The sequence below is a fragment of the Microbulbifer sp. YPW1 genome, assembly GCF_013367775.1.
In the GTDB taxonomy this organism is placed as follows: Bacteria; Pseudomonadota; Gammaproteobacteria; order Pseudomonadales; family Cellvibrionaceae; genus Microbulbifer.
Genome location: NZ_CP055157.1, coordinates 4,442,388 through 4,468,764, shown reverse-complemented (window position 1 = coordinate 4,468,764; position 26,377 = coordinate 4,442,388). Strand labels below are relative to the sequence as shown.

Here is a 26,377-nt window from a genome sequence, read left to right as displayed (position 1 = left end):
GCAGGGCGAATCGATCGCGGAAGCGAGCGACGTCGAGCCCGACAGCGAACAAGAACCCGATGCTGAAGCGACAACTCCGTCGCTGTTCAGCTGATAGCAAGTGAACGCCATTCAATGAGTATTGCCCCGGAATTATTGCGCCGGATCGTGGAGGGCGCTCTGCTGGCAGCGGCACAGCCGCTGTCGGAAGATCGTCTGCTGTCCCTGATCGATGAGGGTGAACGCCCCGAAAAAGCGGCTCTGCGCGAGGCCCTCGAACGGATCGCGGAAAGCTGTACCGAGCGCGGTTTTGAACTGAAACAGGTCGCCAGCGGCTGGCGCTTCCAGGTGCCCGAAGACCTGGCGCCCTGGGTGAACAAGTTGTGGGAAGAGAAACCACAGAAATACTCCCGTGCCACCCTCGAGACCCTCGCCATCATTGCCTATCGCCAGCCGATCACCCGCGGTGATATCGAGGAGATTCGCGGGGTTGCGGTGAGCTCGCATATTGTGAAAAGCCTGTCCGAGCGCGGCTGGATCAAGGTGGTAGGGCATCGCGATGTGCCGGGAAAACCGGCGCTTTACGCGACCACCCGTGAGTTCCTGGACTATTTCAACCTCAAGAGCCTGGATGATCTGCCGACCCTGGCGGAGATCCGGGATATCGAGAGCCTCAATGCAGCGTTGGATCTCGGTGAGGGCGGTGCGCCGTCACAGGTAAATAATGAGACCGGCGCCGATGCGGAAAGCGCCACCGATGGTGACGCGCCAGAGGTGTCTACAGTTGATGCAGGCGGCGACGTCGCTGACGACACTACTGCCGAAGCCGAAGCCGAAGCCGAAGCCGAAGCCGAAGCCGAAGCCGAAGCCGAAGCCGAAGCCGAAGCCGAAGCCGAAGCCGAAGCCGAAGCCGAAGCCGAAGCCGAAGCCGAAGCCGAAAGTACCGAACAAATCGCGACCGAAGACTACGCTGTAGAAGCGGAAGAAGCGGAAGAAGCGGAAGAAGCGGAAGAAGCGGAAGAAGCGGAAGAAGCGGAAGAAGCGGAAGAAGCGGAAGAAGCGGAAGACGTGCAGTCCGCTTCGGACGAGGAGCCGTCGGATTCTGCCGACGGCCCAGATGAATCACCGGCAGCTCGGGAAGAGCCCCAGGAGGAAACAACCAATGAAGACGAACACAAATCCCCGGAAAACCTCAATTCATGAGTAATGACGTGGCGCCAGCGGGCGAAAAACTGCAAAAAGTACTGGCCCGTGCGGGCATGGGTTCGCGCCGGGAAATGGAGCGCGCCATTGAGGCGGGCCGTGTCACGGTCAACGGTCAAGTGGCCGGCCTGGGTGAGCGGGTAACCGAAGACGACCAGATCGAATTTGACGGCAAACGCCTGTCTGGCAGCGAGGACAACCGCCTGCGGGTGATCCTTTACAACAAGCCCATCGGGGAAATCTGCTCTCGCCACGACCCGGAAGGTCGCCCCACTGTTTACGACCGGTTGCCGCGCCTGAAAAGCGGCCGCTGGATTTCCGTGGGGCGTCTGGACTTCAACACCAGCGGCCTGCTGCTGTTTACCAACAGTGGTGAGCTGGCGAACAAATTGATGCATCCATCATCGGTCATCGATCGCGAGTACTTGGTACGTATCCAGGGCCAGGTGGACGACGATATGAAAAAGCGTTTGACCAGCGGTGTATTGCTGGATGATGGGCAGGCGCGTTTTACCGATATCGTGGAGAGTGGCGGCGAAGGTACCAACCGCTGGTTCTACTGCGTGGTGATGGAAGGGCGTAACCGCGAGGTACGTCGCCTGTGGGAGTCACAGGGTGTGCGGGTCAGCCGACTCAAGCGCGTGCGTTACGGCAGCGTGTTTATCCCGTCCCACGTGCGGGTTGGACAGTGGATCGAGATGGAACCCAAAGAAATTGATGACCTGTGCATTACCGCCGGGCTGCCGAAGCTGGGCCAGCGACCACTGACTCAGGCGGAGAAAGAGACCCTGCAGCGTCAGCGCCGCAAGCTGCGCAAGTCCACCGCGTCGGCGGGCGGGCGCACTCCGGTCAAGAGTGCGGCGCCCAAGGACGCCAAAGGCAGGGATTCCCGTGCAAAAGGCGCGAAAGAAGATGCACGTGGTCGCTCGGCACCGAGAAAAGGCGGCGCCAAACCCTCCCGTCGCGGGTAGGGCGCGGCGGGTCTCGTTGACCTCAAGCAGAAATGAAAAAGGCAGCCAGTGGCTGCCTTTTTTGTGCGCGAGTGCTTGTCTATTGCAGCTTATGGCTGCTCTTCCTCAAATTCCTCCAGCGCATCGCCATCGGTGTCCGGCTCTTCGATGTCGTCACCCTCAATAATCTGGTTTTCCATACCCGGGTCGACATTCTCGGGCTCCAGGGTGCCTGGCTCTGTAGGAGTGGGGGCTGCTGAGGGGGCGTCGCTCGTTCCCTGTCCGGCACTTTCGGATTCCACCAGGGTTTTGAGTTTCTGCAGGCCGTCTTCGTAGGATTTTCCAACCATTCTCGAAACCAGTAACCCCATCCAGCGGGCGATGGGGCTGCCACCCATCTCCGAAGCAAACGTCCAGGTCACATTGGTGCCGCTCCCCTGCGGCTGCAGTCTGAATTCGGCCTTGGCTTTGCCCTGTGGCCCGAAATCCAGATCGGTGGCGATCCGCGAGTAGGGCTCGCTGGCGGTAATGGTCTGGGAACCGGTGCCCACGTTGGGATTTTCGCTGGTCCACTTCATGACCGCACCGTTGCCTTCCGGAAAGCCCTCGTAGGTATATTCGGTTTCCGGGTCTATCTGATACCAGGGCGACCACTTGTTGAAATTGCGAAAGTTGTTCAGGTAGGGAAAGACCACTGCCGGTGGCTCGGCGATATACACACTGCGTTCGGTAGTCGCCACACGTGGGAACAGGAAGCCTGCGAGCACCAGCAGGGCCAGAAAAATCAGAATGTAGAGTATCCAGCGCATGCGCTATCCCCCGATCGATTTCCCGCAAGCCTGTCTGGAGACGGCGCTAGCAGGCGGTTGTCGTTATCGCTCCCCCGCGGAGGCGGGGTTACTTTTGGTACAGCTGTTGGCTTGAAAGTGTACTGGCTGGCGCAGAGGTTCGCCAGTTACCCGGACGTGGAGAATTTTGTTTCGCGTTTTTCGCTGTCGCTCTCGATTAGCCGATCATTTAGAAATTTGCATCAACACAGGGCAACTTGATGCGAATGGCAAGGCCCGCACCCGCTACGTTGAAGGCTTCGATACTGCCGTTGTGCTGTGCCACCGTGCGCTGCGCGATAGCGAGCCCGAGTCCAAAGCCGCCGCTCTCCCGGCTGCGGGCCTCATCGGTGCGATAGAAGGGGCGGAAGATGGCCTGCAGTTCGGATTCCGGCACGCCGTTGCCGGAATCGGTTACCTGTATCTGGCACTGGTCGCCGCTGTGCCGGATGTCCACGGCCACCTGGCTGCCTGCGGGGCTGTATTTGATCGCGTTGCGCAGGATATTCTCCAGCGCGGCCGTGAGCGAGCTTCCGCGTGTGGCCACCAGCAACTCGCGCTCGTCGCTACGGATATCGAAGCGCACCTGCTTGCTTGTCGCCTCATCTTTCAGGTCGTCACGCAGTGCCGCCAGCAGGCTGTTGATTTCCACCACATCGTCCAGAGGTCGCTCATCGTTGCCGCTTACCGGCAAGGACAAGATGTCTGCAATGATATCTTCGAGGTAGTCGGCGGCCTTGCCGATCTTATCCAGCTCCGGGTCCAGCGCCTGCACATTTTTCTGGCGGGCGATGCCCAGAGCCACCTGCAGACGGGCCAGGGGGGAGCGCAGTTCGTGGGAGACATCCTTGATCAGGCGTCGCTGCTCGGCCATGGATTCCTGAACCTGCGCCGTCATGGAGTCAAAATCCGCCGCCAGTTCCCCCAGTTCGCGGCTGTGCCCGCGCAGGGTCGGGGTTACCCGGTAGCTGAGGTCGCCCGCGGCAACCCGCCGGGTGGCGGTGCGCAGGTTGTCCAGCGGCTTGCTCAGGTAGCGCGCCAGCCAGTAACAGGCGAGGCCGGAAGCGAGTGTGGCGAGCACCAGGATCGGCCAGAAGCTGCGCAATACAAAGCGCAACAACAGTTCTTCCTTACTTTTACCGGCAACAAATACCACGCTCAGGCTTTCGCCGCCGCGGCGCGGGACGAAGAATGCCACGCTGGGCTTTTTGTCGACCAGCCCCCGGGCCTCGCGGTTGCGGTAGCTGAGTGCGGCAAGCAGCGGTGCCATGGACTGGGGGACGGTCCGCGCGAGTATCTCATTGCCATCCCGGTCGATGGCGAAAATCCGCTTCTGGACATCAACGGGCTGGCGTTCCAGCCAGTGGCGGAAGTGCTCGATACCGTGACGGCGGGTCATGCGCAGGTTGTGGGTGATTTCGCGAAACAGCTCGGGGCCTTCCCAGCGATCTTTCTGGGCCGGGTCGCCAAACTCGCGAATATGGGTGATGTATACCGCGGCCAGCACCATGATCACCGCGGTGAGCCAGGCACCGAAAAACATCCGGCCGAAAAGGCTGCTCATGGCTGTTATCCCTGGCTGTCGGTGAGCATATACCCGGCACCGCGGATATTGATGATCAGCTCGCGACTGGCTCCCTGTTCTGCGAGCTTTTTGCGGATATTGCTGACGTGGACATCGATGGAGCGGTCGTAGGGCATCAGTTTACGGCCGAGGGCCTTCTCCGTGAGGACTTCCTTGCTGACCACTTCGCCGGCGTTTTCGACCAATACTCGAAGCACGGAGAATTCGGCGCCGGTGAGGTTGACGCCCTGGTCTGCCCAGAAGCACTGGTGCTCGCGGGGCAGCAGGCGCAGGGGGCCACTGGTGAGGTTGTCGTCACCGGTCTCCACTTCCGAGCGTCCGCGACGCAGTATGGCGCGCAGGCGGGCGGCCAGTTCCCGCGGGTTGCAGGGTTTGGGGAGATAGTCGTCGGCACCCATTTCGAGGCCTACAATGCGGTCCACGGTGTCGCCCTTGGCCGTCAGCATCACTACCGGCAGTGAATGTCCTGGATTGCTGGCGTCCTCGCGCAATTTGCGCAGAACGTCGAAACCATTGTGTACCGGCAGCATGACATCCAGTACCAGCGCGTCGAATGGCTGGCTGCGAGCCAGTTCCAGGCCGCGGCCTCCATCATTAGCGACAGTTACTGCAAATCCCTCTCCCACCAGAAACTCTTCCAGCAGTTCTGTCAGTTCGGTGTCGTCGTCGACCAGCAGGATATGGCTCATGAATCTCGAATGTCCCGTTTAATCGCTATTGTTCAATCAACTATGTGTGAAGGGATTATATGCCCAGCGGTGACCGTCAATGCGGGAAGGTTTTGCGTGTTTTACCGTTCTTAACAAATGTTTACCGCAGTTATCCCCTGTTTACATTGGCTGAGCCTAGTATGCACCTACCGACTCGCGAATCACCAGACAACGGTTGTCGCCGACCGGTATCACCAACCAGCATCACTTGAGGATGAACCCTATGAATAAATGGAAAGCACTTGCAGGTAGCCTGGTACTGGGCAGCGCACTGACCACCTCGGGCATGGTTCTGGCGTTCCCGGATGAACACCAGGGGCATCGCGGGCACAAAGGACACCACGGCGGTCACCACAAAGAACGTATGTTTGAGCACCTGGCGGAGAAGCTTGACCTGACCGAAGGCCAGAAGGCGCAACTGAAGGCCAACCGCGAAGCGAGTAAAGAAGCGCGCAAGGCACAGCGCGAGGAATGGCATGCGCTGCGCAAACAGTTGCGCGAGGCCATTGAATCCGGCGCCGACCAAGCCACCCTGGACAGTCTGGGAGCCGAGCTGGGCAAACTGGAAGTCCAGAAAATGCAGCGCATGCATGAGAAGCAGGTCCAGTTCGAATCCATCCTCACCGATGAGCAGAAGGCCAAGCTGGCGGAAATGAAGGCCGAGCGCATGGAACGCCACGAGAAGCGCATGCAGCGCTGGCAGAAAGACGAAGGCTAAATGCGGTTAGCGGGTCACCATACGATGGGCCACGCGCTTTCCCCTGAATCAGTCACTCACCCCGGGCTGCCGGCTCCCACCCCAACCGCCGGCAGACCATCCTCTGACGCCCCCGCCATATCCGGGGGCTTTTTTTATATCCTCTTTGGCTAGTCCTGGGCAGTCGCGTTGTCGCTCTGCTCCTTGCCGTACCTGCCCTTTGTTGGGAGAATGCCCGCCCCGACCCGGTCCCTTGAAGTCCCGGCAATCTACTCGTCATCCCGCCACTGGTGTGGAATCGGGGTAGTGAAGGGCGGGGCAGTATCTGGTATTTGAGGAGAGACAGTGAGCAAGATCGGCCTGTTTTACGGTAGTGATGAAGGCAACACCGAAAGTATCGCCCAGCGTATCGCCGCGCGGCTGGGGGAAGAGCGTGTGGATATCCACGATATCGCCGATGTTACCCAGGTCGAGATCGGGGACTACGAGCAACTGATTTTCGGGATTCCCACCTGGGACTTTGGTCAGATCCAGTCCGACTGGGAAGATTTCTGGGAAGATGTCCAGGAAATCGACTTTTCCGGCAAAACCGTGGCGCTGTTCGGCCTCGGTGACCAGTTTGGTTACGGGGATTACTTCCTCGACGCCATGGGTATGCTGCACGACGTGATTGTCGCCAATGGAGCGGCCATCATCGGTCACTGGCCGACCGCAGGCTATGAATTCGAAGCTTCGAAGGCGGAAGTTGCGGGGCAGAATATTTTTGTCGGCCTGGCCATCGACGAAGACCAGCAGGAGGAAATGACCTGCGCGCGCCTCAACGACTGGTGCGAGCAGATTGCGGAGGAGTTTGGTCTGGAAGGCGGGGCAGAAAGTGTTGCCCGGCTTGAGGACTGATCACCTATGCCGCACGCAGATTCTCTGACATTGCAGGACTTCTGGCCCTGGCTGGCCGATCACTGCAACTGCATCCTACGCGCCGGCACCCCGGATTCCATCCTGTACGACGACGATGACTTCCACTGGCGTTTCACCCAGGAAAACGCCAACACACTGCTGGTACAGCTGGTGCGGGGTAAGCGTCTGATCGGGGAGGTCTTTATCGAGCCGGATCTGGTGAGTTCTGTGCGTATGACGCGCGGAGAGAAGGAGGAGGTGATTTTCGACCTGATGGCGGAGGCCGATGGTCAGGAGCAGGTGCTGTATTACTTTGTGATGGCACATGGCTTCGATGAACCTGAGCCCGAGGTGCCCGTCGCCCGCCACGGCAGACTGCACTGATTCCCGTGCAGGGAAAATAAAAAACGCGGCCAGGGGCCGCGTTTTTTGTATACGGGAAGTCAGTTACTGTTCTGCGGCGCCGACACCGATATGTGAATCGAAGAAACCGAGTAGCTGGGTATAGAGCAATTTTCGGTTGTCTTCATTGTAGAAACCATGCCCTTCGTGCTCGACGATAAGAGATTTCACAGGTTTCCCTTCTGCTTCGAGCTTTTCCAGCATTGCCTCTGCGTGGGCCACCGGTGCCCGTTCATCCTCCTCTCCGTGGATGATAAACAATGGCAGGTCGAGCTTATCTGTGTGATAGAGCGGTGAGTTGGCCCGCATATGCTCTGGATCCAGGCCGACGGTATCGCTGAGGTAGGCGATGCCACGGTCGCGTCGACGGATGTCGCCTTCCTTGTACAGTAGCTCCAGATCATAAACCCCCACATAGCCCGCTGCACACTGATACAGTTCCGGGTAGCGAATCGGGTTCATCAGTGCGGAGTAGCCACCGAAGCTGGCGCCATAGATACATACCCGCTCCGGATCTGCGTGTCCTTCCGCAACTGCCCACTGTACGGCTTCGGCAATATCCCGCTGGATCTTGCCGCCCCACTCATTTTTCCCGGCATTGTGAAACTGGTCGCCAAACCCGGTGGAGCCGCGGAAGTTGACCTGCAGCACCAGATAGCCGTTTTGGGAAAGAATCTGTGCATCCCTTGTAAAGCCCCAGAAGTCCCGCGCGTGGGGACCGCCGTGCGGCATCACCACCATGGGAAGCTTACCGGCTTTCTCGCTATTGGCGGGGAAGGTCAGGTAGGTACTGATTCGCAGGCCGTCAGAGGATTCGAAGTGCTCCGCACGCATGGGGTTCAGTTTGAGTGGGTCCAGCCAGTCTGCGGACGACAGCAGAAAATCGACTTTTTTGGATTCCAGGTCCACAAGAAAGAAATCGCCGGGGAGGCGGTCACCGGAAACCTGGAGAACGCCCCTTTTGCCATCCCGGGTGAAGCTGGTGAAATTGATGTGATAACCCTGAAACGCCTGCTTCAGGCCGCGATAAAACGGCGCAAAGCCTTCGCCTTCATCAAAAAACTCCACCGCGGGGTAGTCCGGATTCAGGTAGACCCCGATCGGGCGCTGGCTGCGGGGTTGCACAAGGACATCGCTGATATCGGTGATTTCGTCCTGCACGACTTTTTCAACAACCTGCTTTTCCGCATCCCAGGTAATCAGGGCCTGTGTCTGATTGGGCGTGTCCACTACCAGATAGGCAAGGTTGCTTTCGTGATCAAACCCGACCGGAGTGGCGTGGCGCAGAATAGGGTGAGTAACCTGTTCCCAGCCATTTTCCGCCTTGGCATATAGCTCGTATTCATTTTTTCGGTTGGTGCCATTGGCGAACAGCAGTTCGCCGCGACCATCCGTATAGGCACGCCCTCCAACCTGGGGTAGGCCTACAACCGGGCGTCTTACGCCGGTAAAAATATTCAGCCGGTACACATCACCGTGCGTCTCCCAGTCTCTGGCCCACGGATAGGTGGAAATCAGAATTTCATTTTTGTCGTCCACCAGGGGGTCGATAATAGTGGCGTGCGCATAGGTGGCTTCTGCTTTCTTGATACGGCTGCCGGTCTGCTGTTCACCGGCGGCGTAGCCAAAAATATTCTTGCCACGGGTGCCGTCCGCATTGATCGCAAACAGCGATCCGTAATTTACCGGCGCTTCCAGTGCGGCGCGTTTCGTCATGACTTCTGCGACCACCCGATCGTCACTCGCCCAGTAGAACTGTCCTACCTCTTCCTGTCCGCGGAAGCGCAGGGAGCCGGTAATTTTGAGTGGTGAAAGAGTCATGATGACCAGCACCCGCTCGCCTTCAAATTGCCGCAGTACCGCCAGGTGTGTACCCGTAGGGGAAAGCTTTACCTGGTGCACTTCAGGGTGACGGATCAGGTCGTCGAGGGGAACGGGGGCGGCGAAGGCCGATGGGGCTATGAGGGAGAAAAGAAAACAGAGGTAAGCAGTAAGGCGCATATAAACTCCATGTAATGCGTCAGGAAAAAGTATGGGGCAGTAGGGACTTGGCGGTAACCTCGCTGCCCGCTCCCTATTGAAAGGGAGAGCGGGCGACAAGGTTGTGATTTATGTCACATATACGCCAATCGATCTGCGCTTACTTGGCCAGGAGCCCGATGAGAATTTCCCGGTACATGTCCTTTACCAGATCGAGATCATCAGCTTTCACGCACTCGTCCACCTTGTGAATGGTGGCGTTTACCGGGCCCAGTTCCACGACCTGTGCGCCCGTCGGGGCGATAAAGCGGCCATCGGAAGTGCCGCCGGCAGTGGACAGTTCGGTTTCGCGGCCGGTGACCTTGCGAATGGCGGCCTGTGCGGACTCCACCAGTGGCCCTTCGGCAGTGAGGAAGGGTTGGCCGGACAGGTTGAAGTTGGCTTCGTACTTCAGGCCGTGTTTATCAAAAATCGCTCGGGCGCGGCTCTCCAGCTGTTCCGCAGTGGTCTCGGTGGAAAAGCGCCAGTTACATACGACTTTCACATCGCCGGGAATCACATTGGTGGCTCCGGTGCCGCCGTTGATGTTGGAAACCTGGAAGCTGGTGGCAGGGAAGAAATCATTGCCCTGATCCCATTCCTCCGCGGCCAGCTCGGCCAGGGCCGGTGCCAGTTTGTGTACCGGGTTTTCTGCCAAGTGCGGGTAGGCAACATGGCCCTGGATACCGAATACGGTAAGTTCCAGGCCCAGTGAGCCGCGGCGGCCGTTCTTGATGACGTCGCCGGCGAGGGTGGTGCTCGATGGTTCACCCACCAGACACCAGTCGATTTTTTCCCCCCGTTTTTCCAGCCATTCGACCACTTTTACGGTGCCGTGCTTTGCCGGACCTTCTTCGTCGCTGGTGATTAGCAGGGCGATACGACCTTTGTGGTCGGGGTGGGCGGCGACGAATTCTTCGCACGCCACCACCATGGCGGCAAGGGAGCCTTTCATATCCGCGGCACCGCGGCCGTAGAGCATACCGTTGACGACTTGTGGCTCAAATGGCGGGTACTGCCAGTTTTCTTCGGGGCCGGTGGGCACGACGTCGGTGTGGCCGGCAAAGGCGAACAGGGGGCCTTCTTCGCCGCGTACGGACCAGAAATTATCGGTATCACCGAAGCGCAGGTGCTCGGTTTTGAAGCCAATTTTTTCCAGGCGTTCGAGCATTAGTTCCATACACCCAGCGTCTTCTGGGGTTACGGATTTTTTGCTGATCAGGTCGCAGGTAAGTTTTACAGTTGGAGTCATGGGAGTTTTTACCGGCTCCCTGGTTTTGGGGAGCACTAGTCCTGTTATGTGGCGGTCTGGCTGGCGGTGGCTTCTCGCGAGACACGAGCTAGGCGCCCCCCGTTAACCCATCCCTGGGGGCTCTTCTAAAACATCCCTGTTTTAGAAGGTCTCACGAAAAAACACCGCCAGAGGGGCCTTCGCATCGACGTTCGGTTTACTTGCCGAGCGCAATTATTATTTCTCGGTGGTTCCGAACGAAGTACTTTTGTTCATGTGAAGGTAAAGCGCTGGGGGAGCTTTTCGGAACCGTCGGTGCCACGGATGGCACCGCCGGAGCGTACAGGGATGTATCTACAGCGATTCCGAAAGGCTCCCCCAGTGCTTTGCCGCCACCGGACCTGCTTCAAGCGGACCCGGTAACCGGCGGCGTATCAATCAGTTGCTATGCAACTCGGCATTCAGTTCAACCGCGCTTTTATTGGTCAGGCACTCAACCGCACCTGTGCTGGAATTGCGGCGAAACAGCAAGTCAGATTTACCGGCCAGATCGCGGGCTTTGACGGACTCGGCAACTTCGCCCTTGTCATCCAGCACGGCAACCTTGGTGCCCGCGGTGATGTACAGGCCGGATTCCACAGTGCAGCGGTCGCCCAGAGGGATACCGGTACCGGAGTTTGCACCCAGCAGGCAGCCGTCGCCGAGAGCGATCACGATGTTGCCACCACCGGACAGGGTGCCCATGGTAGAGCTGCCGCCGCCCAGATCAGAGCCGGCACCGACGAATACGCCCGCAGAAATACGGCCTTCGATCATGCCCGGGCCTTCGGTGCCCGCGTTAAAGTTTACAAACCCTTCGTGCATGATGGTGGTACCTTCACCCAGGTATGCGCCGAGACGCACACGGGCAGTGTGTGCAATACGCACACCTTTTGGTACCACGTAATTGGTCATTTTCGGGAATTTATCCACGCAGGAAACTTCCAGCAGCTCGCCTTTCAGGCGCGCTTCCAGCTGGCGCTGGGGAAGCTCTTCGAGATCGATCGCGCCCTGATTGGTCCAGGCAACGTTTGCCAGCTGGCCAAAAATGCCGTCCAGCTTGGTGCCGTGAGGCTTTACCAGGCGGTGTGACAGCAGGTGCAGCTTCAGGTAAGACTCCGGAACAGACTGCGGTGCATCGTCGCTGTGCAGGACCACGGCCACCAGTGGGCGCTGGCTGCCGGCAAACTGGCGCAGAATCTCTGCCTGCTCGCTGGCGCCGGCGCTTTCCAGCTGATCTGCAAGCGGCTGCAGCTGCGCCTGCTCCAGTGCGACGGCGACATTGCCGCCGTCAATATTCAAGGTGCCGGTCACCGCACCGGCAACTTCCTCCGCCGGGTTCAGCAGGGGTTGCGGGAAGTAAACTTCGAGCCATTCGCCCTTGCTGTTGCAGGTGCCGACGCCGAAGCCGATGCTATATACGTTACTCATGATGGTTTCCTTTTCCTGAGTCTGAATTTTTTCAATTGGTTTGATGTGCGGTAACTCGACTGCTTCGCGTGCGTTACTTGACGAAGCTGGCGTAGCTGTCGGCCTTGAAGCCAAACAGGGTGTTATCACCTTTGGTCATTACCGGACGCTTGATAAGGGTGGGGGTTTCGCTGGCCAGCGACTCGGCACTGCCGTTGTCCATTTCCGTTTTTTGCACTTCGCTCAGCGCGCGCCAGCTGGTGGAGCGTCGATTCAATACCTGCTCCCAGCCGAATTCCTGTAGCCATTGGGACAGGGGAACATCGCTCATGCCATCTTCGCGGAAGTCGTGAAAACTGTACGCTACATCGTTTTGTTCGAGCCACTTGCGGGCTTTTTTTACGGTGTCGCAATTCTTGATGCCGTAAAGGGTAATCATGGAATTTCCTGTATCAGTGCTCAATATCCTGAAAACGGCTTCAGGCTTTGTTGATTTTTTTCGGGTGCTTGCGCGCGGGATAGCAGGTGGTACAGATCTCGCAGACAGTGCCATCGCAACCGCGGGCAGAGCAGAACTCCCGGCCGTAGAAAATGATCTGCAGGTGCAACTTGTTCCACTTTTCTTTTGGGAACAGGCGCTTCAGGTCTTTTTCTGTCTGCACCACGTTTTTACCCGAGGTGAGACCCCAGCGCTGGGCCAGGCGGTGGATGTGGGTGTCCACCGGAAAAGCGGGATGGCCGAAGGCCTGCGCCATCACCACGCTTGCGGTTTTGTGGCCCACACCGGGTAAGGTTTCCAGTGCTGCCATATTTTCCGGGACCTGGCCGTGGTATTCGTTGACCAGGATTTCCGAAAGCTTCTGAATCGCTTTCGATTTTTGTGGGGAAAGGCCACAGGGGCGGATGACCTCGCGGATTTTTTCCACCGGGACCTTCGCCATATCGTACGGATTGTCTGCCAGTGCCCACAGGCCGGGCGTGATCTGGTTGACCCGCTCATCGGTGCACTGTGCCGACAGCAGCACCGCCACCAGCAGGGAGTAGGCGTCAAAGTGGTCCAGCGGGACCGGCGTTTCCGGGTAGAGCTCTTCCAGCCGGTTGAGCACATATTCCACGCGCTCTTTTTTTAATAGGTTCTTTGCGGTCATTGTCGATTCGTTTACAGCGTACGCTTATCGGCAGAACTGCTTGATGCGTTTTGCCCCTTCGATGCATTCATCCAGGGTGGCGACCAGGGCCATACGGACATATTCGGCACCGGGATTGACACCGTTGGCTTCGCGGGCGAGGTAGGCGCCGGGAAGCACGGTGATATGTTGCTGGCGGAACAACTCGCGGGCGAAGGTTTCGCCATCGCCGACTCGCGGCCAAAGGTAGAAGCTGGCTTCTGGTTTCTGTACATCCAGGCAGCCATCGAGAATATCCAGTACTGCATCAAACTTCTGTCGGTACAGCGCGCGGTTCTCTTTTACGTGCTGTTCGTCCTGCCAGGCGGCAATAGACGCGTACTGGGTGGGCACGGGCATGGCGCAGCCGTGGTAGGTGCGATAGAGCAGGAATTTTTCCAGGATCTCCCCATCGCCGGCGACAAACCCGGAGCGCAGGCCGGGGAGGTTGGAGCGCTTCGACAGGCTGTGGAACACCACGCAGCGGCGGTAATCGTTGCGACCCAGCTCCGCGCAGGCCTGCAGAAGGCCCACCGGCGGATTATCTTCGTCAAAGTACAGCTCGGAATAGCACTCATCGGAGGCAATGGTGAAGTCGTACCGGTCCGCCAGTGCGATCAGCTTCTTGAGGTCTTCGATATCCAGCAGCGCACCGGTGGGGTTGCCCGGGGTGCACAGGTAGAGCAGGTCGCACTGCTGCCACACGGATTCGGATACCGCGTCGAAGTCCGGCTTGAATCCGGTCTCAACCCGGCAATTGATAAAGTGGGGTTCGGCGCCGGCGAGGAAGGCTGCCCCTTCGTAAATCTGGTAGAAGGGATTGGGCATCAGGACCTTGGATCCGGGGGATACCACGGCCTGGGCGAAAGCGAACAGCGCCTCGCGGGTACCGTTCACCGGGATTACCTGGGAGTCTGCGTTCACGGTATCCAGCTGGAAGCGCTCGCACAGCCAGCGGGCGATAGTTTCGCGCAGTGGATCCAGTCCTTTGGTTACCGGATAAGCGGCCAGCTTGTCGAGGTTGTCGATCAATTCGTCCCGTACAAACGCCGGTGGTGTATGTTTGGGTTCGCCAATCGACAGCGCAATATGCGCAAGTTCCCCTGGGGCTTCCACGCCCGCTTTCAGTTTGGCGAGCTTGGCGAAAGGGTAGGGCTGCAGCTGTTGCAAGTTAGGGTTCATGATTGTTCTGTTTGCCTGGCTGTTTATTCTGGGAGTCTGGTGCCGTTACCCGATCATGGCTGCGGGGGGAGTGTCGCCTGGTGGGCGTCCAGTTCCTGGCAGATGGCCTGTTCCAGAGTTTCGATCAGTTGCTGGTCGTCCAGTGGTTTGTCGTCGGCGTCGGTAATATGAAAGATATCCTCGACGCGTTCCCCCAAGGTAGAAATCTTGGCGTTGTGCAGGCGCAGATCGTGGGTGATGAAGATGCGCGCGATACGGGCCAGCAGGCCGGGCCGGTCGGCACTGGTGATTTCCAGGGTGCTGTAGGTGTCTTCCGGTTCGGTGGAAATGTGGGCCTGGCTGGGCAGGTGGAACATCTTGAGGCGGCGCGGTGTGCGGCGCTGGATCACTTTGGAGTAGTCCTCCACCAGCTTCAGTTCCTGCTGCAGGGTGTTGCGGATCTGCTCCAGGCGGTGGGGCTCGTCCAGCAGCGGTTGGCCGGACTCGTCCAGCACGTAAAAGGTATCCAGGGTGTAGCCGCCAGCGGAACTGTACAGACGTGCGTCGTGGATGTTCAGGTTGAGCATGTCGAGGCCGGTCACCACGGCAGCGAACACATTCGGGCGGTCCGGGGTGTAAATGAATACCTCGGTAGCGCCGTCGTGCTCGCCCGGGCCGGAATTGCGGGTAAGCACCACGGTATCGCTGTCGGCGTCCCGTTCCGGATCCTTCTGCAGCTGGTAAATGGCGGCGGTATGCCAGGTGATGCTGTCGGCGCTCTCGCGCACAAAGTAGTCCTCGCCCATTTCGGACCAGATATCTTCCACGACATTGCTCGGCAGTCCCATGGCGCGCAGCATATTGCGCGCCTGTGCCTGGGTCTCTTCGTAGATTTCATCGCGGTCGATGGGGTTTTCCAGCCCCCGGCGCAGTGCGCGCTGGGTATGCTGGTAGAGCTGGCGCATCAGGCTGGCGCGCCAGCTGTTCCACAGGTCCGGGTTGGTGGCATTGATGTCTGCCACGGTCAGTGCGTACAGGTAATCCAGGTGTTCGCGGTCGCCGACTTCTGCGGCAAAGGCGTGTACCACTTCGGGATCGGAAATATCCTGTTTTTGCGATACCGCACTCATCAGCAGGTGCTTTTCTACCAGCCAGCACACCAGTCGGCGATCCCGCGCCGAGAGGCCGTGGCGACGACAGAATGCATCTGCATCCGCTACCCCGAGCTTGGAGTGATCGCCGCCGCGCCCCTTGGCGATATCGTGGTACAGGCCACCGATATACAGCAGTTCGGGTTTACGCATGCGCGACAGTATCTCGGCCGCGAGCGGGAACTTCTCCCAGGCGTCTTCGCCGCGGAAGCTGCGCATATTGCGAACCACCTGCAGGGTGTGGGCGTCCACGGTATAAATGTGGAACAGGTCGTGCTGCATCTGCCCGGTGACGCGGCCGAACTCGGGCAAATAGCGGCCGAGAATACCGTAGCGGGTCATGCGGGTGAGCTGGGTGGAAAGCCCGCGCGGGCTGCGCAGCAGTTGCATGAACAGCCGGGTGTTGGCCGGGTCTGCGCGGAACTCATCGTCGATCAGGTGGCGATGCTCGCGGATCAGGCGGATGGTGGAAGCCCGGACACCGTGGATTTCCGGGTTATTGGCCATCAGCACGAAGATTTCCAGCAGGGCGGGCGGGTGTTCGATAAAGGTGCGGGTCACCGCTGCTTCGATGGTGTTGCCGCGAAGCTGGAAGCGCTCGTTGATGGGGGTGACCGGCAGGTGTTTGCCCCGTTGCAGGATCACTTCATCCAGGAACTGCAACAGCACATCGTTCAGCTCGCGCAGCGCCATCACGATCCGGTAATAGGTGTGCATGAACTGCTCGACCGCCAGGTGGGTGTCGTTGTCTTTGTAGCCGAACTCCCGCGCCAGCTCGCGCTGGTAATCGAACAGCAGTCGCTCTTCAGGGCGGCCCGCCAGCAGATGCAGGCCGTAGCGTACCCGCCACAGGAAATCCTCGCCGGATTGCAGGATGGCGAACTCTTCCTCGGTAAAGAAACCCTTTCCCTGTAGCTGCTTGAGGGTGCGCACCTGAAAGTAGCGCTTGGCGACCCAGTTGATCGTCTGGATATCGCGCAGACCGCCAGGGGCGTTTTTGATGTTGGGTTCCAGATTGTATTCAGCACCCTGCTGTTTGCTGTGGCGGGCTTGCTGCTCGCTGTACTTGGCGCTGAAGAAGGCATCGGCCGCCCAGATCTTCTCCGGGGTCATACGCTCGTTGAGGGTTTCACACAGGGCCGGATTGCCGACTACCGTGCGGCACTCGAGCAGGTTGGTGGCAACGGTAATGTCCTCGGCCGCCATCTCCATACAGTGGTCAATGGTGCGCACGGAGTGGCCGATATCCAGCTTCAGGTCCCACAGGAATGCGACCAGTCGCTCGATATTGTCGACCGTGGCTTCGTCTGGCTTGTCTTCGCTAAGTATCAGCAGGTCGATATCCGACTTGGGGTGCAGTTCCCCCCGTCCATAACCGCCGACGGCGAGCAGGCTGATGTTGTCGGGCCACTGGAACTGATGCCAGGCATAGTGGAGCAGGCAGTCCACAAACAGGGCGCGCTCGTACACCAGGGTGCGGACATCTTCGCCCTCGCGAAAGCGGCGTGCCATATGGGTGTCGGCAGCGCCCACGGCGTCCTTGAAAATTTCCAGGGTAGGGCGTTTACCCTCGTTCAGGTCGCGCCGGAAGCGCGACTGATCGAAGAAGAATAGAGGCTTCTGAAAGTGCGGGATGTGGGCCAGCTGCATGGAATTCATCTGTGTAGATTCCGGTTCGGCACCGGGGAATGCCCGGTCCGGTTGTTCCTTCCCTGGCCGCTAGAGGCCATGTTCACGCGATTGTGCTGATCGCAGTGCGAGTCTGGGGGTAAAGCGCTTTGTCCAGGCTCGACTTAAAACGACTCTTCCTTGCGCGCGGTCAGGATTTCGACACCATCCGCAGTCACGGCCATGGTGTGTTCCCACTGGGCGGACAGACGGCGGTCGACGGTGACGGCGGTCCAGCCGTCCCGCAGTACCTTGCTGCCGGGTTTGCCGGCGTTGATCATGGGCTCGATGGTAAAGGTCATGCCTTCTTCCAGCACCTGCCCGGTACCCGGCTTGCCGTAGTGCAGAATCTGGGGGTCCTCGTGAAACACGTCGCCGATGCCGTGGCCGCAAAAATCCTTGACCACGGAGTAGTAGTTCTTTTCCGCGTGTTGCTGGATCACGTGGCCGATATCCCCGAGGGTGGTACCTGGGCGGACGATCTCGATCGCCTTGTACAGGCACTCCTGGGTGACTTTGACCAGGCGTTCCGCATGGGCAGCGGGTTTGCCGACGAAGTACATCTTGGAGGTGTCGCCGTACCAGCCATCTTTGATGACTGTAACGTCGATATTGATGATGTCGCCTTTCTTCAGCACCTTGGATTCGGAGGGAATGCCGTGGCAGATCACCTCGTTGACCGAGGTGCAAATGGATTTGGGGAAGCCGCGATAGCCGAGGCAGGCGGGGATGGCCTTCTGCACATCAACGATGTACTCGTGACAGCGTCTGTCGAGCTCCTCGGTCGTGACCCCGGGGACCACATACTCGCCGATCATTTCCAGCACCTCTGCAGCCAGGCGGCCGGCAGTGCGCATTTTGGCAATCTGTTCAGGAGTCTTTACTGCGTTGGTCATGGATTTTCCCGGAAATTCTGAGCATTTGTGGGCACATTTGGTGCGCGCCAATTGCGTCGGCGGCCCTGTGCGGCGCGATATTGTAGCGGAATTGCCGCGCCTCAGCATTACTACGGGCACCGCACCGTTAACGCGGTAGACCTCTGTGTGCTTCTCCGGGCGCCAAGCCGCTGTTGGGACGTTATAGTCCTACGAGTCTGCGGATTCGAAGTAGTGTATCGGGTTCTGTTGCGCTGTTTGTGGTTCAGGCGCGTGAGGTGGCTGGTGGTGGTGAAGTGGCGGTAGGCGTTACAGGGGTGGTAGCAGGCGTATTTTGGCAGTCGCCACACTTCCAGCGCCCCGGGGAATATGGTATAAAGCGCGCCGCTTTGGGCAGTGCCCAGGGTGAAATCAATCAACGGGGCGGGGTTTTCCCTTTGCTCTGAACAAACGCCGCACATACTACCGGCACATTCGCCTGGGTGTCTTCATGGTCATATTTATGATGGTGGGGATTGGTGAATGGGGGGTATGGAGGATGTAACCCGGGAATCGGTCGACATTATTAAGGCTCGCCGATTCCATGTGATAACTGAGGTTTATTATGCCGCAAGTCAGCATGCGCGATATGCTGCAGGCTGGTGTCCACTTTGGTCACCAGACTCGCTACTGGAACCCCAAGATGGGTCAATTCATCTTTGGTGCCCGCAACAAGATTCATATCATCAACCTGGAGCACACTGTTCCGGCCTTCAACGAAGCCCTGCAAATCATCAAAGGCATGGCTGCGCAGAAGAAGAAAGTTCTGTTTGTTGGTACCAAGCGCGCTGCGCAGAAGTCCATCAAGGAACAGGCCGAGCGTGCAGGTCAGCCTTACGTCAGCAACCGCTGGCTGGGTGGTATGCTCACCAACTACAAAACCATCCGCGCTTCCATCAAGCGTTACCGCGATCTCGAAGCCCAGTCTCAGGACGGTACCTTCGAGAAGCTGACCAAGAAAGAAGCCCTGATGCGCACCCGTACCATGGAGAAGCTTGAGCGCTCCATCGGTGGTATCAAGGACATGGGCGGCCTGCCCGACGCGCTGTTCGTGATCGACGTTGAACACGAGCGCATCGCCATCCAGGAAGCGAACAAGCTGGGTATCCCGGTAATCGGTATCGTTGATACCAACAGCAGCCCGGAAGGTGTTGACTACGTAATCCCCGGCAACGATGACGCGATTCGCGCTATCAAGCTGTACACCACTGCAGTGGCTGACGCTGTAGTAGCTGGTGCTGCCGAAGCCGGTGGCGCTGCTCAGAGCGAATACGTAGAAGCGAACGACGATCAGGCTGCAGCTGATTCCTGATCACGGAATCCTAGCCGCAGGCTACTGGCGGTGTAACACGAATGGGTTACGCTGCAGGGAAAAGGGGCCACTTATCCGGCCCCTTTTTTTCAAATCCATCAAAGAATTTGAATCTGAACCCGAGGATTGAATCATGGCGATTACCGCGTCAATGGTAAAAGAACTGCGCGAGCGTACCGGCCTGCCGATGATGGAGTGCAAAAAAGCACTGACCGAGGCCGATGGTGATATCGAAAAAGCGATTGAAGATCTGCGTAAGGCCTCCGGCCTGAAAGCGGCCAAGAAAGCAGGCCGTACCGCAGCTGACGGCGTTGTTGCCGCTAAAGTTGCCGAGGACGGCAGCTACGGTGTTCTGGTAGAAGTGAACTCCGAGACTGACTTTGTGGCGCGCGATGACAACTTCCAGGCGTTTGTTGCCAAGGTTGTCGACAAGGCATTTGCCGACCGTCAGGAAGATGTTGCTGCCCTGATGGCGGGTGAGCTGGAAGATGCCCGTGAAGCACTGGTTCAGAAGATCGGTGAAAACATCGGCGTACGTCGCATCCAGGTAGTTGAAGCGCCCAAAGTTGGTGCCTACGTACACTCCAACAACCGTATCGCAGCGATTGTTGCCCTGAGCGGTGGCGAAGTTGAAGTGGCACGCGATGTGGCCATGCACGTAACCGCGGTTAACCCGCAGGTTGTGAAGCCGGAAGATATGCCGGAAGAAGTGCTGGAGAAAGAGAAGGAAATCATCAAGGCGCAGCCGGATATGGAAGGCAAGCCTGCCGAAATCGTCGAGAAGATGATGGGCGGCCGTATCAAGAAGTTCCTCAAGGAAAACAGCCTGGTGGAACAGCCTTTCGTTAAGAACCCGGACGTTACCATTGGCAAGCTGGTTAAAGATGCCGGTGCGGACGTGGTGAGCTTCGTGCGTTTCGAAGTCGGTGAAGGTATCGAAAAGGAAGAAGTGGATTTCGCAGCAGAAGTGGCTGCACAGGTAAAATCCAGCTCTTGATGCCTGAGATTGCCGGCGGCCATAGTGCCGCTGGCGCCAGCGGGGTGCTCCCGGTGTGTTCATCAGAATACTGCCGGGGCGCCCCGTTGTGGTATCTGGCCCACCGCAATTTGTGTTCAGAATTTGAGCGATTGGGTGCTCTGTGAGGCCCAATATAGAGTTTGAGGGGCTGCCGAAAGGGTGGGCCATAGGTAAAGCGCCGAATTTGTTGTAATGTTCGGCGGGCGCTCGACGGAATGTCGGTTGCGTCTCAACACAGAATTTAGCCCGTGACAGTTGAGGAACAATGGATGCCAGGTATTAAAGACCGCAAGTACAAGCGAATCCTGTTAAAGCTCAGCGGAGAAGAGCTGATGGGCGAGCAGGGGTTTGGTATCAGCCCCAAAGTGCTGGACAAGATGGCACTGGAAATTGGCCAATTGGTCGGGATTGGTGTTCAGGTCGGCCTGGTTGTCGGAGGTGGCAACCTGTTTCGCGGCGCGGCCCTGAATGCGGCCGGTCTCGACCGGGTGACTGGCGACCACATGGGAATGCTGGCCACAGTAATGAATGCCCTCGCTCTGCGTGACGCGCTGGAGCGTTCGAATATTTCATCCCGCGTGATGTCGGCGATCCAGATGAGTGGGATCGTGGATCACTACGACCGCCGCGCGGCCATCCGCTATCTCGAGCGGGGTGAGGTTCTGATTTTCGCCGCCGGTACCGGCAATCCGTTTTTCACTACCGACTCCGCAGCCTGCCTGCGCGGTATCGAAATAGAAGCGGAAATGGTACTCAAGGCCACCAAGGTTGACGGTGTGTACTCCGCCGACCCGGTACTGGTGCCCGATGCCACCCGTTACGACCGCCTCACTTACGATGCGGTGCTCGACAAAAAGCTCGGGGTTATGGATTTAACTGCAATTTGCCTCTGCCGCGAACACAATATGCCAGTGCGGGTATTCCGCATGGATAAAACCGGCGCACTGCTGAATATCGTTGTCGGCGGTGAAGAGGGCACACTTATTGAAGAGGACGTGAATCAGTGATTGAAGATATCAAGAAAGAAGCAGAAGGGCGCATGAAAAAAGCCCTGGAGGCCCTGGGTGGCAACTTCAACAAGATTCGTACCGGCCGTGCGCACCCCAGTATTCTCGATGGCATCCAGGTGTCCTACTACGGTTCTGACACCCCGCTGTCCCAGGTGGCTAATGTCACCGTAGAAGATGCGCGTACCCTGTCAGTGACGCCCTGGGAGAAGAATCTGGTACCCGATATTGAAAAGGCCATCATGAAGTCTGACCTCGGCCTCAACCCGAGCACTGCTGGTGCCGTGATCCGCATCCCCATGCCGATGCTCACCGAGGAAACCCGTAAGAACTTCATCAAGCAGGCCAAGGGCGAAGCGGAAAGCGCGCGGGTATCCATTCGCAACAACCGTCGCGACGCGCTGGCGGAAGTGAAGGCACTGGTCAAGGACAAGGAAATCTCCGAAGACGATGAGCGTCGCGCAGCGGATGAAATCCAGAAGTTGACCGACAAATACGTTGCTGAGGTTGAGAAGGCGCTGGCAGCGAAAGAAAAAGACCTGATGGAAATCTGATGTCTACAGGCGGTACCGGTGTGGCAGCGCACGAACAGTTGGGGCCGCGGCACGTCGCCATCATCATGGATGGCAATGGCCGTTGGGCGGCCCGCAGGGGGTTGTCCCCATCCGCCGGACATAAGGCGGGCGTCGAGCGGATTCGCGATCTGATCGAAGCCTGCCAGGAGCGCCATATCGAGGTGCTCACGCTGTTTGCCTTTTCCAGCGAGAATTGGCAGCGTCCACCCAAAGAGGTAGAGCTGCTGATGACCCTGTTCCACTCCTATCTGCGCCGCGAGGCGCGCAAAATGCAGGAGCAGGGTGTGCAATTGCGGGTGATAGGGCGCCGCGACCGGTTTTCACCTCGTCTGCAGCGGGCGATTGCCGAGGCTGAAGCGCTGACCCGTGAGGGCAGTAATGGCACCCTGGTAATCGCTGCAGATTACGGTGGTCAATGGGATATCGCGCAAGCCGCCCGTTCGCTGGCGGAAGAGGTTGCCCGTGGTGAGCGTTCCCCCGAGTCGATTGACGATGCGGCACTGGGAGAGCGTGTGCAGCTGGCGGATTTGCCGCCGGTGGATCTTTTGATCCGCTCCAGCGGCGAACAGCGAATCAGTAACTTCATCCTCTGGCAGGCTGCGTACAGTGAGTTCTATTTCACTGAAACACTGTGGCCTGATTTCGGAGTCGAGGAGCTGGATAGTGCTCTGGATGCCTACCGGCGGCGGGACCGCCGCTACGGTGGCCGGAGTGACGGTGGCCTGGAAGCGCACGCCTGAGGCCAAGGCAAGAAACTGGAATGTGCGCTGGATGACTGGGTGCCGTGCTCAGCCAGCCACCAGAATAAATAGATCAAGGGTTTAACGGTGCTAAAACAACGAATAATTACCGCGCTGGTGTTGGTCGCTTTTTTCCTCGGGTTGCTCTTCTGGGTACCTCTGCAGTGGTTCTCCCTCGCTATTGGCGCGGTCATCGTGCTCGGCGGCTGGGAGTGGGCCAATCTCTCTAACCTGAACCGCGCCTTGCGGTTTGTATTCCTGGCAGCGCTGGGGGCGGCACTGGTTGCTACTGCGCGCTACGTTTTCGATTTTGATTTCTCCAGCCCTGATACCGATCGCGCCCGCCAGATTCTGGCAGTAGCCTGCGGTTGGTGGGCGCTGGCATTTTTGTGGGTGCAGGGATACCCGGCCAGCGCCATGCTGTGGGGCAATCGCTGGGCCCGTGGCCTGATTGGCCTTGTGGTGCTGGTGCCGGCTTGGCTGTCTGTGGTCATTCTGCAGGGACAGGATCACGGTGCCTGGCTGGTACTGTTCGTGGTGGCCGTTGTGGTTGCTGCCGATGTGGGCGCCTATTTCGTGGGCCGCAAATTTGGCAAGCACAAGTTGGCACGCGAGGTGAGCCCTGGTAAATCCTGGGAGGGCTTCTTCGGGGGGCTGGCGGCCTGTCTGGTGCTGGCGCTGGCAGTTTCCTTTGCCTTCGATCTGCCGACCAAGAACACCATATTGTTTACTTTTGGCGTGCTGGTAACCGCGCTGGCGTCGGTGATCGGCGACCTGGTCGAAAGCATGTTCAAGCGTCATCGCGGTATCAAGGACAGCAGTCGTATCCTGCCGGGGCACGGCGGTATTCTTGATCGGCTCGACAGTCTCACTGCAGCGCTGCCGGTATTTACCATGGCGGCACTTGCCAGCGAGCTGCCAAAGTATCTGTAACCAGTATTCAGGCGTAGCGCATATTTTGTTTGTGATTGTCCCCGCCACTGCACCGTCGACGAAAATTGGCCCCGCGACCGGATCTCCTGGATTCGTGCGTGGGGCGCTGAGGTAGTTCGTTTCCATGCATTCCACCATCCCACAACCCGTTTGTGTACTCGGGTCCACCGGTTCCATTGGCGTCAGCACGCTGGATGTGCTTGCGCGCCACCCGGACAAGTATTCGGTGTTCGCTCTTACCGCGCGTGACCGTGTAGAAGAGCTGGCGCAGCAGTGCCGGAAGTACGCGCCGCGCTATGCGGTGGTTCTGGAGGAGCAGAAAGCGCAGCAGTTGCAGCTGGCGTTACGCAACCAAGATGTGCCCACCGAGGTGCTATGGGGCGTGGATGCCCTGTGCCGGGTGGCGTCCGATGCCGAAGTGGCTGTGGTAATGGCCGCCATCGTGGGCGCTGCCGGGCTACAGCCGACCCTCGCCGCCGTGCGTGCCGGGAAAAAAGTGCTGCTGGCGAACAAGGAATCCCTTGTGATGGCGGGGCCGCTGTTTATGGCTGCGCTGGAGGAAAGTGACGCCCAGCTACTGCCCATCGACAGCGAGCACAATGCCATTTTCCAATGCCTGCCGTACCCGTATGAAAACCTGCAACAGGCGGGCGTCGAGCGTATCCTGCTCACCGGTTCCGGTGGGCCTTTCCGCACTACCGCGCTCGAAGCGCTGGACAGTGTCACGCCGGATGAGGCATGCAACCACCCCAACTGGTCTATGGGGCGCAAAATCTCCGTAGATTCCGCGACAATGATGAACAAGGGGCTCGAATTTATCGAGGCCTGCTATCTTTTTCACGCCACCCCGGCGGATATTCAGGTGGTGGTGCATCCCCAGAGTATCGTCCATTCCATGGTGCAGTATCGCGACGGCTCTCTGCTGTCGCAGATGGGCAACCCGGATATGCGTACCCCAATTGCCCATGCACTGGCATTCCCGGAGCGTATCGACAGCGGGGTTTCGGCCCTGGACCTGATTGCTCAGGGGCGTCTCGACTTTGAAGCGCCGGACGAGGCGCGTTTTCCCTGTCTGCGACTGGCGCGGGAAGCGATGGAGGCGGGGGGAAGTGCACCCACGGTGCTGAATGCTGCCAATGAGATCGCCGTCGACGCCTTTCTCGGGGGCGCTTTGCCCTTCACGGGGATTGCCCGAGTGATTGAAAAGGTCATGAAAACCACCCCTGTGGTTGAACTGACAGGCCTGGATGCAGTCGAACTCGCTGACCGGATCGCTCGCGAGCGGGCCTGCGAAGTGTTGGAAGAGCTGTACGGCACCCACAAGGGCATGCCGTGCCCGCAATCGAGATCAATGTAAACTGACCCCATGCTAGATTTTTTACAGACTGCAGTCTGGGCCCTGATTGCCCTCGGTGTGCTGGTGAGCTTTCACGAGTTTGGCCACTTTATTGTGGCGCGCTGGTGTGGGGTCAAGGTACTGCGCTTTTCGGTCGGTTTCGGCCGCCGTCTGGTGTCCCGTTACGACCGTCACGGGACGGAGTTCACCATTGCAGCCATCCCGCTCGGCGGCTACGTCAAGATGCTTGATGAGCGCGAAGGCACAGTGGCGCCAGAAGAGTTGGACCAGGCGTTTAACCGCAAAAGTGTCTGGAAGCGGATGGCCATTGCCGCCGCGGGCCCCGTTGCCAACTTTCTGCTGGCGATTGTTCTGTTCTGGGGTGTTTTCCTTGGTGGAACCTCCGGGCCGGTACCGATCGTGGATTCTGTAGAGCCGGGCAGCCTGGCGGCTGTGGCGGGTCTTGAATCCGGCCAGGAAATCCTTGCCATCGACGACCAGCCCACGCCGACGTGGCAGGCGCTCAACTGGCAGCTGGCCAACCGACTCGGTGACTCCGGGGATATCAAGTTCTCGGTGCGCTACCCGGACTCCCCGCTCGAGTACCACATGTATGCAGATATCGAGCGCTGGCTGGCGGGGCGCGAAGTGCCGGATCCGCTGGAAGAGATTGGGGTTAAGCTCTGGATACCCTCGGTGAGCATGAAACTCGCCCGGGTAAACCCCGATACCCCCGCCGAGCGCGGCGGTCTGCAGGCGGGCGATGAAGTGGTCGGCAGCGACGGGCGCAGTTTCGATACCTGGGAGGCGTGGACGGACTATATCAAGGCGCACCCGGAGCAGCCGGTGGAAGTGGCTGTAATACGTGACGGTGCGGAGCAGCGGGTGTCGATTACCCCCGATGCAGTGAAGCTCGACAGTGGCGAGACCATTGGGCGCATAGGTGTGCTGCCGGTGGCGGCATCCTGGCCGGAAGACAAGGTGCGCCGCTATCACTACAGCGTGCTCGGTGCGCTGAACAAAGGACTTGAGGAAACCTGGGGCAAGACGGTCTTTACTCTCGAAAGCCTGAAGAAGCTGCTGTTCGGGCAGCTCTCTACCCGTAACTTGAGCGGCCCAATCACCATTGCTAAAGTGGCCGGCACTTCGGCGGATGCAGGTTGGCAGTCTTTTCTGTCACTGTTGGCGCTGCTGAGTATCAGTCTCGGCGTGTTGAACCTGCTGCCTATCCCGGTTCTCGATGGTGGGCATCTCCTTTACTACGGTATTGAGGCCGTTAAAGGCTCTCCGGTATCGGAGAGGGTACAGATGATTGGGCTGCAGGTGGGTATGGCAATGGTGCTCGGCATCATGGCGCTAGCGTTGTACAACGACATCCTGCGTCTTTAGGGTTCTGCCCCCGGTAGGTGGGGTGGAATAAGAACGGGCAATCTGGCCCGGCTGGAAT

Annotated in this window: 24 protein-coding genes; 13 read left to right on the top strand and 11 right to left on the bottom strand. The window is 58.7% G+C overall.

Going from position 1 to position 26,377, the window contains the following annotated elements; all coding sequences use genetic code 11:
* Positions 1-114 precede the first annotated feature (114 nt).
* On the top strand, positions 115-1,182 hold the full coding sequence (gene scpB / locus HUW35_RS18240) for an SMC-Scp complex subunit ScpB (protein ID WP_181253622.1): 1,068 nt from the start codon (positions 115-117) through the stop codon (positions 1,180-1,182).
* Positions 1,179-2,153 carry a 23S rRNA pseudouridine(2605) synthase RluB gene (rluB, locus tag HUW35_RS18235; protein ID WP_255463380.1) on the top strand — a complete coding sequence of 325 codons (975 nt, stop codon included), beginning with the start codon at positions 1,179-1,181 and terminating at the stop codon, positions 2,151-2,153. The genes scpB and rluB overlap by 4 nt, the downstream gene beginning before the upstream one ends.
* An 89-nt stretch (positions 2,154-2,242) precedes the next feature.
* On the opposite strand, the gene HUW35_RS18230 is transcribed toward rluB, so the two are convergent.
* The 3 genes from HUW35_RS18230 to HUW35_RS18220 form a co-directional block, all read right to left on the bottom strand.
* Positions 2,243-2,941: an SRPBCC family protein gene (locus HUW35_RS18230; RefSeq protein ID WP_181253621.1), complete on the bottom strand. Its 699-nt coding sequence runs from the start codon at positions 2,939-2,941 to the stop codon at positions 2,243-2,245.
* A gap of 208 nt (positions 2,942-3,149) precedes the next feature.
* On the bottom strand, positions 3,150-4,523 hold the full coding sequence (locus HUW35_RS18225) for an ATP-binding protein (RefSeq protein ID WP_181253620.1): 1,374 nt from the start codon (positions 4,521-4,523) through the stop codon (positions 3,150-3,152).
* 5 nt (positions 4,524-4,528) lie between these two features.
* On the bottom strand, positions 4,529-5,233 hold the full coding sequence (locus tag HUW35_RS18220; RefSeq protein ID WP_181253619.1) for a response regulator transcription factor: 705 nt from the start codon (positions 5,231-5,233) through the stop codon (positions 4,529-4,531).
* A gap of 244 nt (positions 5,234-5,477) precedes the next feature.
* Between HUW35_RS18220 and HUW35_RS18215 the strand changes: the two genes are divergently transcribed.
* From HUW35_RS18215 to HUW35_RS18205, 3 genes are all read left to right on the top strand, one after another.
* On the top strand, positions 5,478-5,972 hold the full coding sequence (locus HUW35_RS18215; RefSeq protein WP_181253618.1) for a Spy/CpxP family protein refolding chaperone: 495 nt from the start codon (positions 5,478-5,480) through the stop codon (positions 5,970-5,972).
* Positions 5,973-6,296: 324 nt separating this feature from the next.
* Positions 6,297-6,848 (top strand): flavodoxin, encoded by a 552-nt coding sequence (locus HUW35_RS18210; RefSeq protein WP_181253617.1) that lies wholly within the window; start codon positions 6,297-6,299, stop codon positions 6,846-6,848.
* A gap of 6 nt (positions 6,849-6,854) precedes the next feature.
* Positions 6,855-7,232 carry a hypothetical protein gene (locus HUW35_RS18205; protein WP_181253616.1) on the top strand — a complete coding sequence of 126 codons (378 nt, stop codon included), beginning with the start codon at positions 6,855-6,857 and terminating at the stop codon, positions 7,230-7,232.
* Positions 7,233-7,295: 63 nt separating this feature from the next.
* Here HUW35_RS18205 and HUW35_RS18200 read toward each other — a convergent pair whose 3' ends face one another.
* The 8 genes from HUW35_RS18200 to map form a co-directional block, all read right to left on the bottom strand.
* Positions 7,296-9,251, bottom strand: a complete 1,956-nt coding sequence (locus HUW35_RS18200) for a S9 family peptidase (protein ID WP_181253615.1) — start codon at positions 9,249-9,251, stop codon at positions 7,296-7,298.
* Between the two features lie 139 nt (positions 9,252-9,390).
* On the bottom strand, positions 9,391-10,521 hold the full coding sequence (gene dapE / locus HUW35_RS18195) for a succinyl-diaminopimelate desuccinylase (RefSeq protein WP_181253614.1): 1,131 nt from the start codon (positions 10,519-10,521) through the stop codon (positions 9,391-9,393).
* A 417-nt stretch (positions 10,522-10,938) separates the two neighbouring features.
* The gene (dapD, locus tag HUW35_RS18190) at positions 10,939-11,970 is read right to left on the bottom strand and encodes a 2,3,4,5-tetrahydropyridine-2,6-dicarboxylate N-succinyltransferase (protein WP_181253613.1); all 1,032 of its coding nucleotides are present in this window, start codon (positions 11,968-11,970) and stop codon (positions 10,939-10,941) included.
* 73 nt (positions 11,971-12,043) lie between these two features.
* The gene (locus tag HUW35_RS18185) at positions 12,044-12,388 is read right to left on the bottom strand and encodes an ArsC family reductase (RefSeq protein WP_181253612.1); all 345 of its coding nucleotides are present in this window, start codon (positions 12,386-12,388) and stop codon (positions 12,044-12,046) included.
* Positions 12,389-12,428: 40 nt separating this feature from the next.
* The gene (nth, locus tag HUW35_RS18180; RefSeq protein WP_181253611.1) at positions 12,429-13,097 is read right to left on the bottom strand and encodes an endonuclease III; all 669 of its coding nucleotides are present in this window, start codon (positions 13,095-13,097) and stop codon (positions 12,429-12,431) included.
* 24 nt (positions 13,098-13,121) lie between these two features.
* The gene (gene dapC, locus HUW35_RS18175; protein ID WP_181253610.1) at positions 13,122-14,297 is read right to left on the bottom strand and encodes a succinyldiaminopimelate transaminase; all 1,176 of its coding nucleotides are present in this window, start codon (positions 14,295-14,297) and stop codon (positions 13,122-13,124) included.
* A gap of 53 nt (positions 14,298-14,350) precedes the next feature.
* The gene (locus tag HUW35_RS18170; protein ID WP_181253609.1) at positions 14,351-17,086 is read right to left on the bottom strand and encodes a [protein-PII] uridylyltransferase; all 2,736 of its coding nucleotides are present in this window, start codon (positions 17,084-17,086) and stop codon (positions 14,351-14,353) included.
* Positions 17,087-17,220: 134 nt separating this feature from the next.
* Positions 17,221-17,991, bottom strand: a complete 771-nt coding sequence (gene map, locus HUW35_RS18165; protein ID WP_181253608.1) for a type I methionyl aminopeptidase — start codon at positions 17,989-17,991, stop codon at positions 17,221-17,223.
* Positions 17,992-18,574: 583 nt separating this feature from the next.
* Here map and rpsB point away from each other — a divergent pair.
* The 8 genes from rpsB (at position 18,575) to rseP (ending at position 26,319) form a co-directional block, all read left to right on the top strand.
* Positions 18,575-19,321, top strand: coding sequence for a 30S ribosomal protein S2 (rpsB, locus tag HUW35_RS18160; protein WP_181253607.1), 747 nt, complete (start codon positions 18,575-18,577; stop codon positions 19,319-19,321).
* 133 nt (positions 19,322-19,454) lie between these two features.
* Positions 19,455-20,318 carry a translation elongation factor Ts gene (tsf, locus tag HUW35_RS18155; RefSeq protein ID WP_181253606.1) on the top strand — a complete coding sequence of 288 codons (864 nt, stop codon included), beginning with the start codon at positions 19,455-19,457 and terminating at the stop codon, positions 20,316-20,318.
* 290 nt (positions 20,319-20,608) lie between these two features.
* Positions 20,609-21,346 (top strand): UMP kinase, encoded by a 738-nt coding sequence (pyrH, locus tag HUW35_RS18150; RefSeq protein WP_078084825.1) that lies wholly within the window; start codon positions 20,609-20,611, stop codon positions 21,344-21,346.
* Positions 21,343-21,900, top strand: a complete 558-nt coding sequence (gene frr / locus HUW35_RS18145) for a ribosome recycling factor (RefSeq protein WP_181253605.1) — start codon at positions 21,343-21,345, stop codon at positions 21,898-21,900. Before pyrH ends, frr begins: the two co-directional genes overlap by 4 nt.
* Positions 21,900-22,661 (top strand): polyprenyl diphosphate synthase, encoded by a 762-nt coding sequence (uppS, locus tag HUW35_RS18140; protein ID WP_181253604.1) that lies wholly within the window; start codon positions 21,900-21,902, stop codon positions 22,659-22,661. The genes frr and uppS overlap by 1 nt, the downstream gene beginning before the upstream one ends.
* An 87-nt stretch (positions 22,662-22,748) precedes the next feature.
* Positions 22,749-23,594, top strand: coding sequence for a phosphatidate cytidylyltransferase (locus HUW35_RS18135; RefSeq protein ID WP_181253603.1), 846 nt, complete (start codon positions 22,749-22,751; stop codon positions 23,592-23,594).
* Between the two features lie 124 nt (positions 23,595-23,718).
* Positions 23,719-24,951 carry a 1-deoxy-D-xylulose-5-phosphate reductoisomerase gene (ispC, locus tag HUW35_RS18130; protein ID WP_181253602.1) on the top strand — a complete coding sequence of 411 codons (1,233 nt, stop codon included), beginning with the start codon at positions 23,719-23,721 and terminating at the stop codon, positions 24,949-24,951.
* A 9-nt stretch (positions 24,952-24,960) separates the two neighbouring features.
* On the top strand, positions 24,961-26,319 hold the full coding sequence (gene rseP / locus HUW35_RS18125; RefSeq protein ID WP_181253601.1) for an RIP metalloprotease RseP: 1,359 nt from the start codon (positions 24,961-24,963) through the stop codon (positions 26,317-26,319).
* The last annotated feature ends 58 nt before the right edge of the window (positions 26,320-26,377 follow it).

Bases quoted from the DNA above. Each gene is read 5' to 3' on its own strand.
- scpB (WP_181253622.1), top strand. From the start codon at position 115: ATGAGTATTGCCCCGGAATTATTGCGCCGGATCGTGGAGGGCGCTCTG.
- rluB (WP_255463380.1), top strand. From the start codon at position 1,179: ATGAGTAATGACGTGGCGCCAGCGGGCGAAAAACTGCAAAAAGTACTG.
- HUW35_RS18230 (WP_181253621.1), bottom strand. From the start codon at position 2,941: ATGCGCTGGATACTCTACATTCTGATTTTTCTGGCCCTGCTGGTGCTC.
- HUW35_RS18225 (WP_181253620.1), bottom strand. From the start codon at position 4,523: ATGAGCAGCCTTTTCGGCCGGATGTTTTTCGGTGCCTGGCTCACCGCG.
- HUW35_RS18220 (WP_181253619.1), bottom strand. From the start codon at position 5,233: ATGAGCCATATCCTGCTGGTCGACGACGACACCGAACTGACAGAACTG.
- HUW35_RS18215 (WP_181253618.1), top strand. From the start codon at position 5,478: ATGAATAAATGGAAAGCACTTGCAGGTAGCCTGGTACTGGGCAGCGCA.
- HUW35_RS18205 (WP_181253616.1), top strand. From the start codon at position 6,855: ATGCCGCACGCAGATTCTCTGACATTGCAGGACTTCTGGCCCTGGCTG.
- HUW35_RS18200 (WP_181253615.1), bottom strand. From the start codon at position 9,251: ATGCGCCTTACTGCTTACCTCTGTTTTCTTTTCTCCCTCATAGCCCCA.
- dapE (WP_181253614.1), bottom strand. From the start codon at position 10,521: ATGACTCCAACTGTAAAACTTACCTGCGACCTGATCAGCAAAAAATCC.
- dapD (WP_181253613.1), bottom strand. From the start codon at position 11,970: ATGAGTAACGTATATAGCATCGGCTTCGGCGTCGGCACCTGCAACAGC.
- HUW35_RS18185 (WP_181253612.1), bottom strand. From the start codon at position 12,388: ATGATTACCCTTTACGGCATCAAGAATTGCGACACCGTAAAAAAAGCC.
- nth (WP_181253611.1), bottom strand. From the start codon at position 13,097: ATGACCGCAAAGAACCTATTAAAAAAAGAGCGCGTGGAATATGTGCTC.
- dapC (WP_181253610.1), bottom strand. From the start codon at position 14,297: ATGAACCCTAACTTGCAACAGCTGCAGCCCTACCCTTTCGCCAAGCTC.
- HUW35_RS18170 (WP_181253609.1), bottom strand. From the start codon at position 17,086: ATGAATTCCATGCAGCTGGCCCACATCCCGCACTTTCAGAAGCCTCTA.
- map (WP_181253608.1), bottom strand. From the start codon at position 17,991: ATGACCAACGCAGTAAAGACTCCTGAACAGATTGCCAAAATGCGCACT.
- rpsB (WP_181253607.1), top strand. From the start codon at position 18,575: ATGCCGCAAGTCAGCATGCGCGATATGCTGCAGGCTGGTGTCCACTTT.
- tsf (WP_181253606.1), top strand. From the start codon at position 19,455: ATGGCGATTACCGCGTCAATGGTAAAAGAACTGCGCGAGCGTACCGGC.
- pyrH (WP_078084825.1), top strand. From the start codon at position 20,609: ATGCCAGGTATTAAAGACCGCAAGTACAAGCGAATCCTGTTAAAGCTC.
- uppS (WP_181253604.1), top strand. From the start codon at position 21,900: ATGTCTACAGGCGGTACCGGTGTGGCAGCGCACGAACAGTTGGGGCCG.
- ispC (WP_181253602.1), top strand. From the start codon at position 23,719: ATGCATTCCACCATCCCACAACCCGTTTGTGTACTCGGGTCCACCGGT.
- rseP (WP_181253601.1), top strand. From the start codon at position 24,961: ATGCTAGATTTTTTACAGACTGCAGTCTGGGCCCTGATTGCCCTCGGT.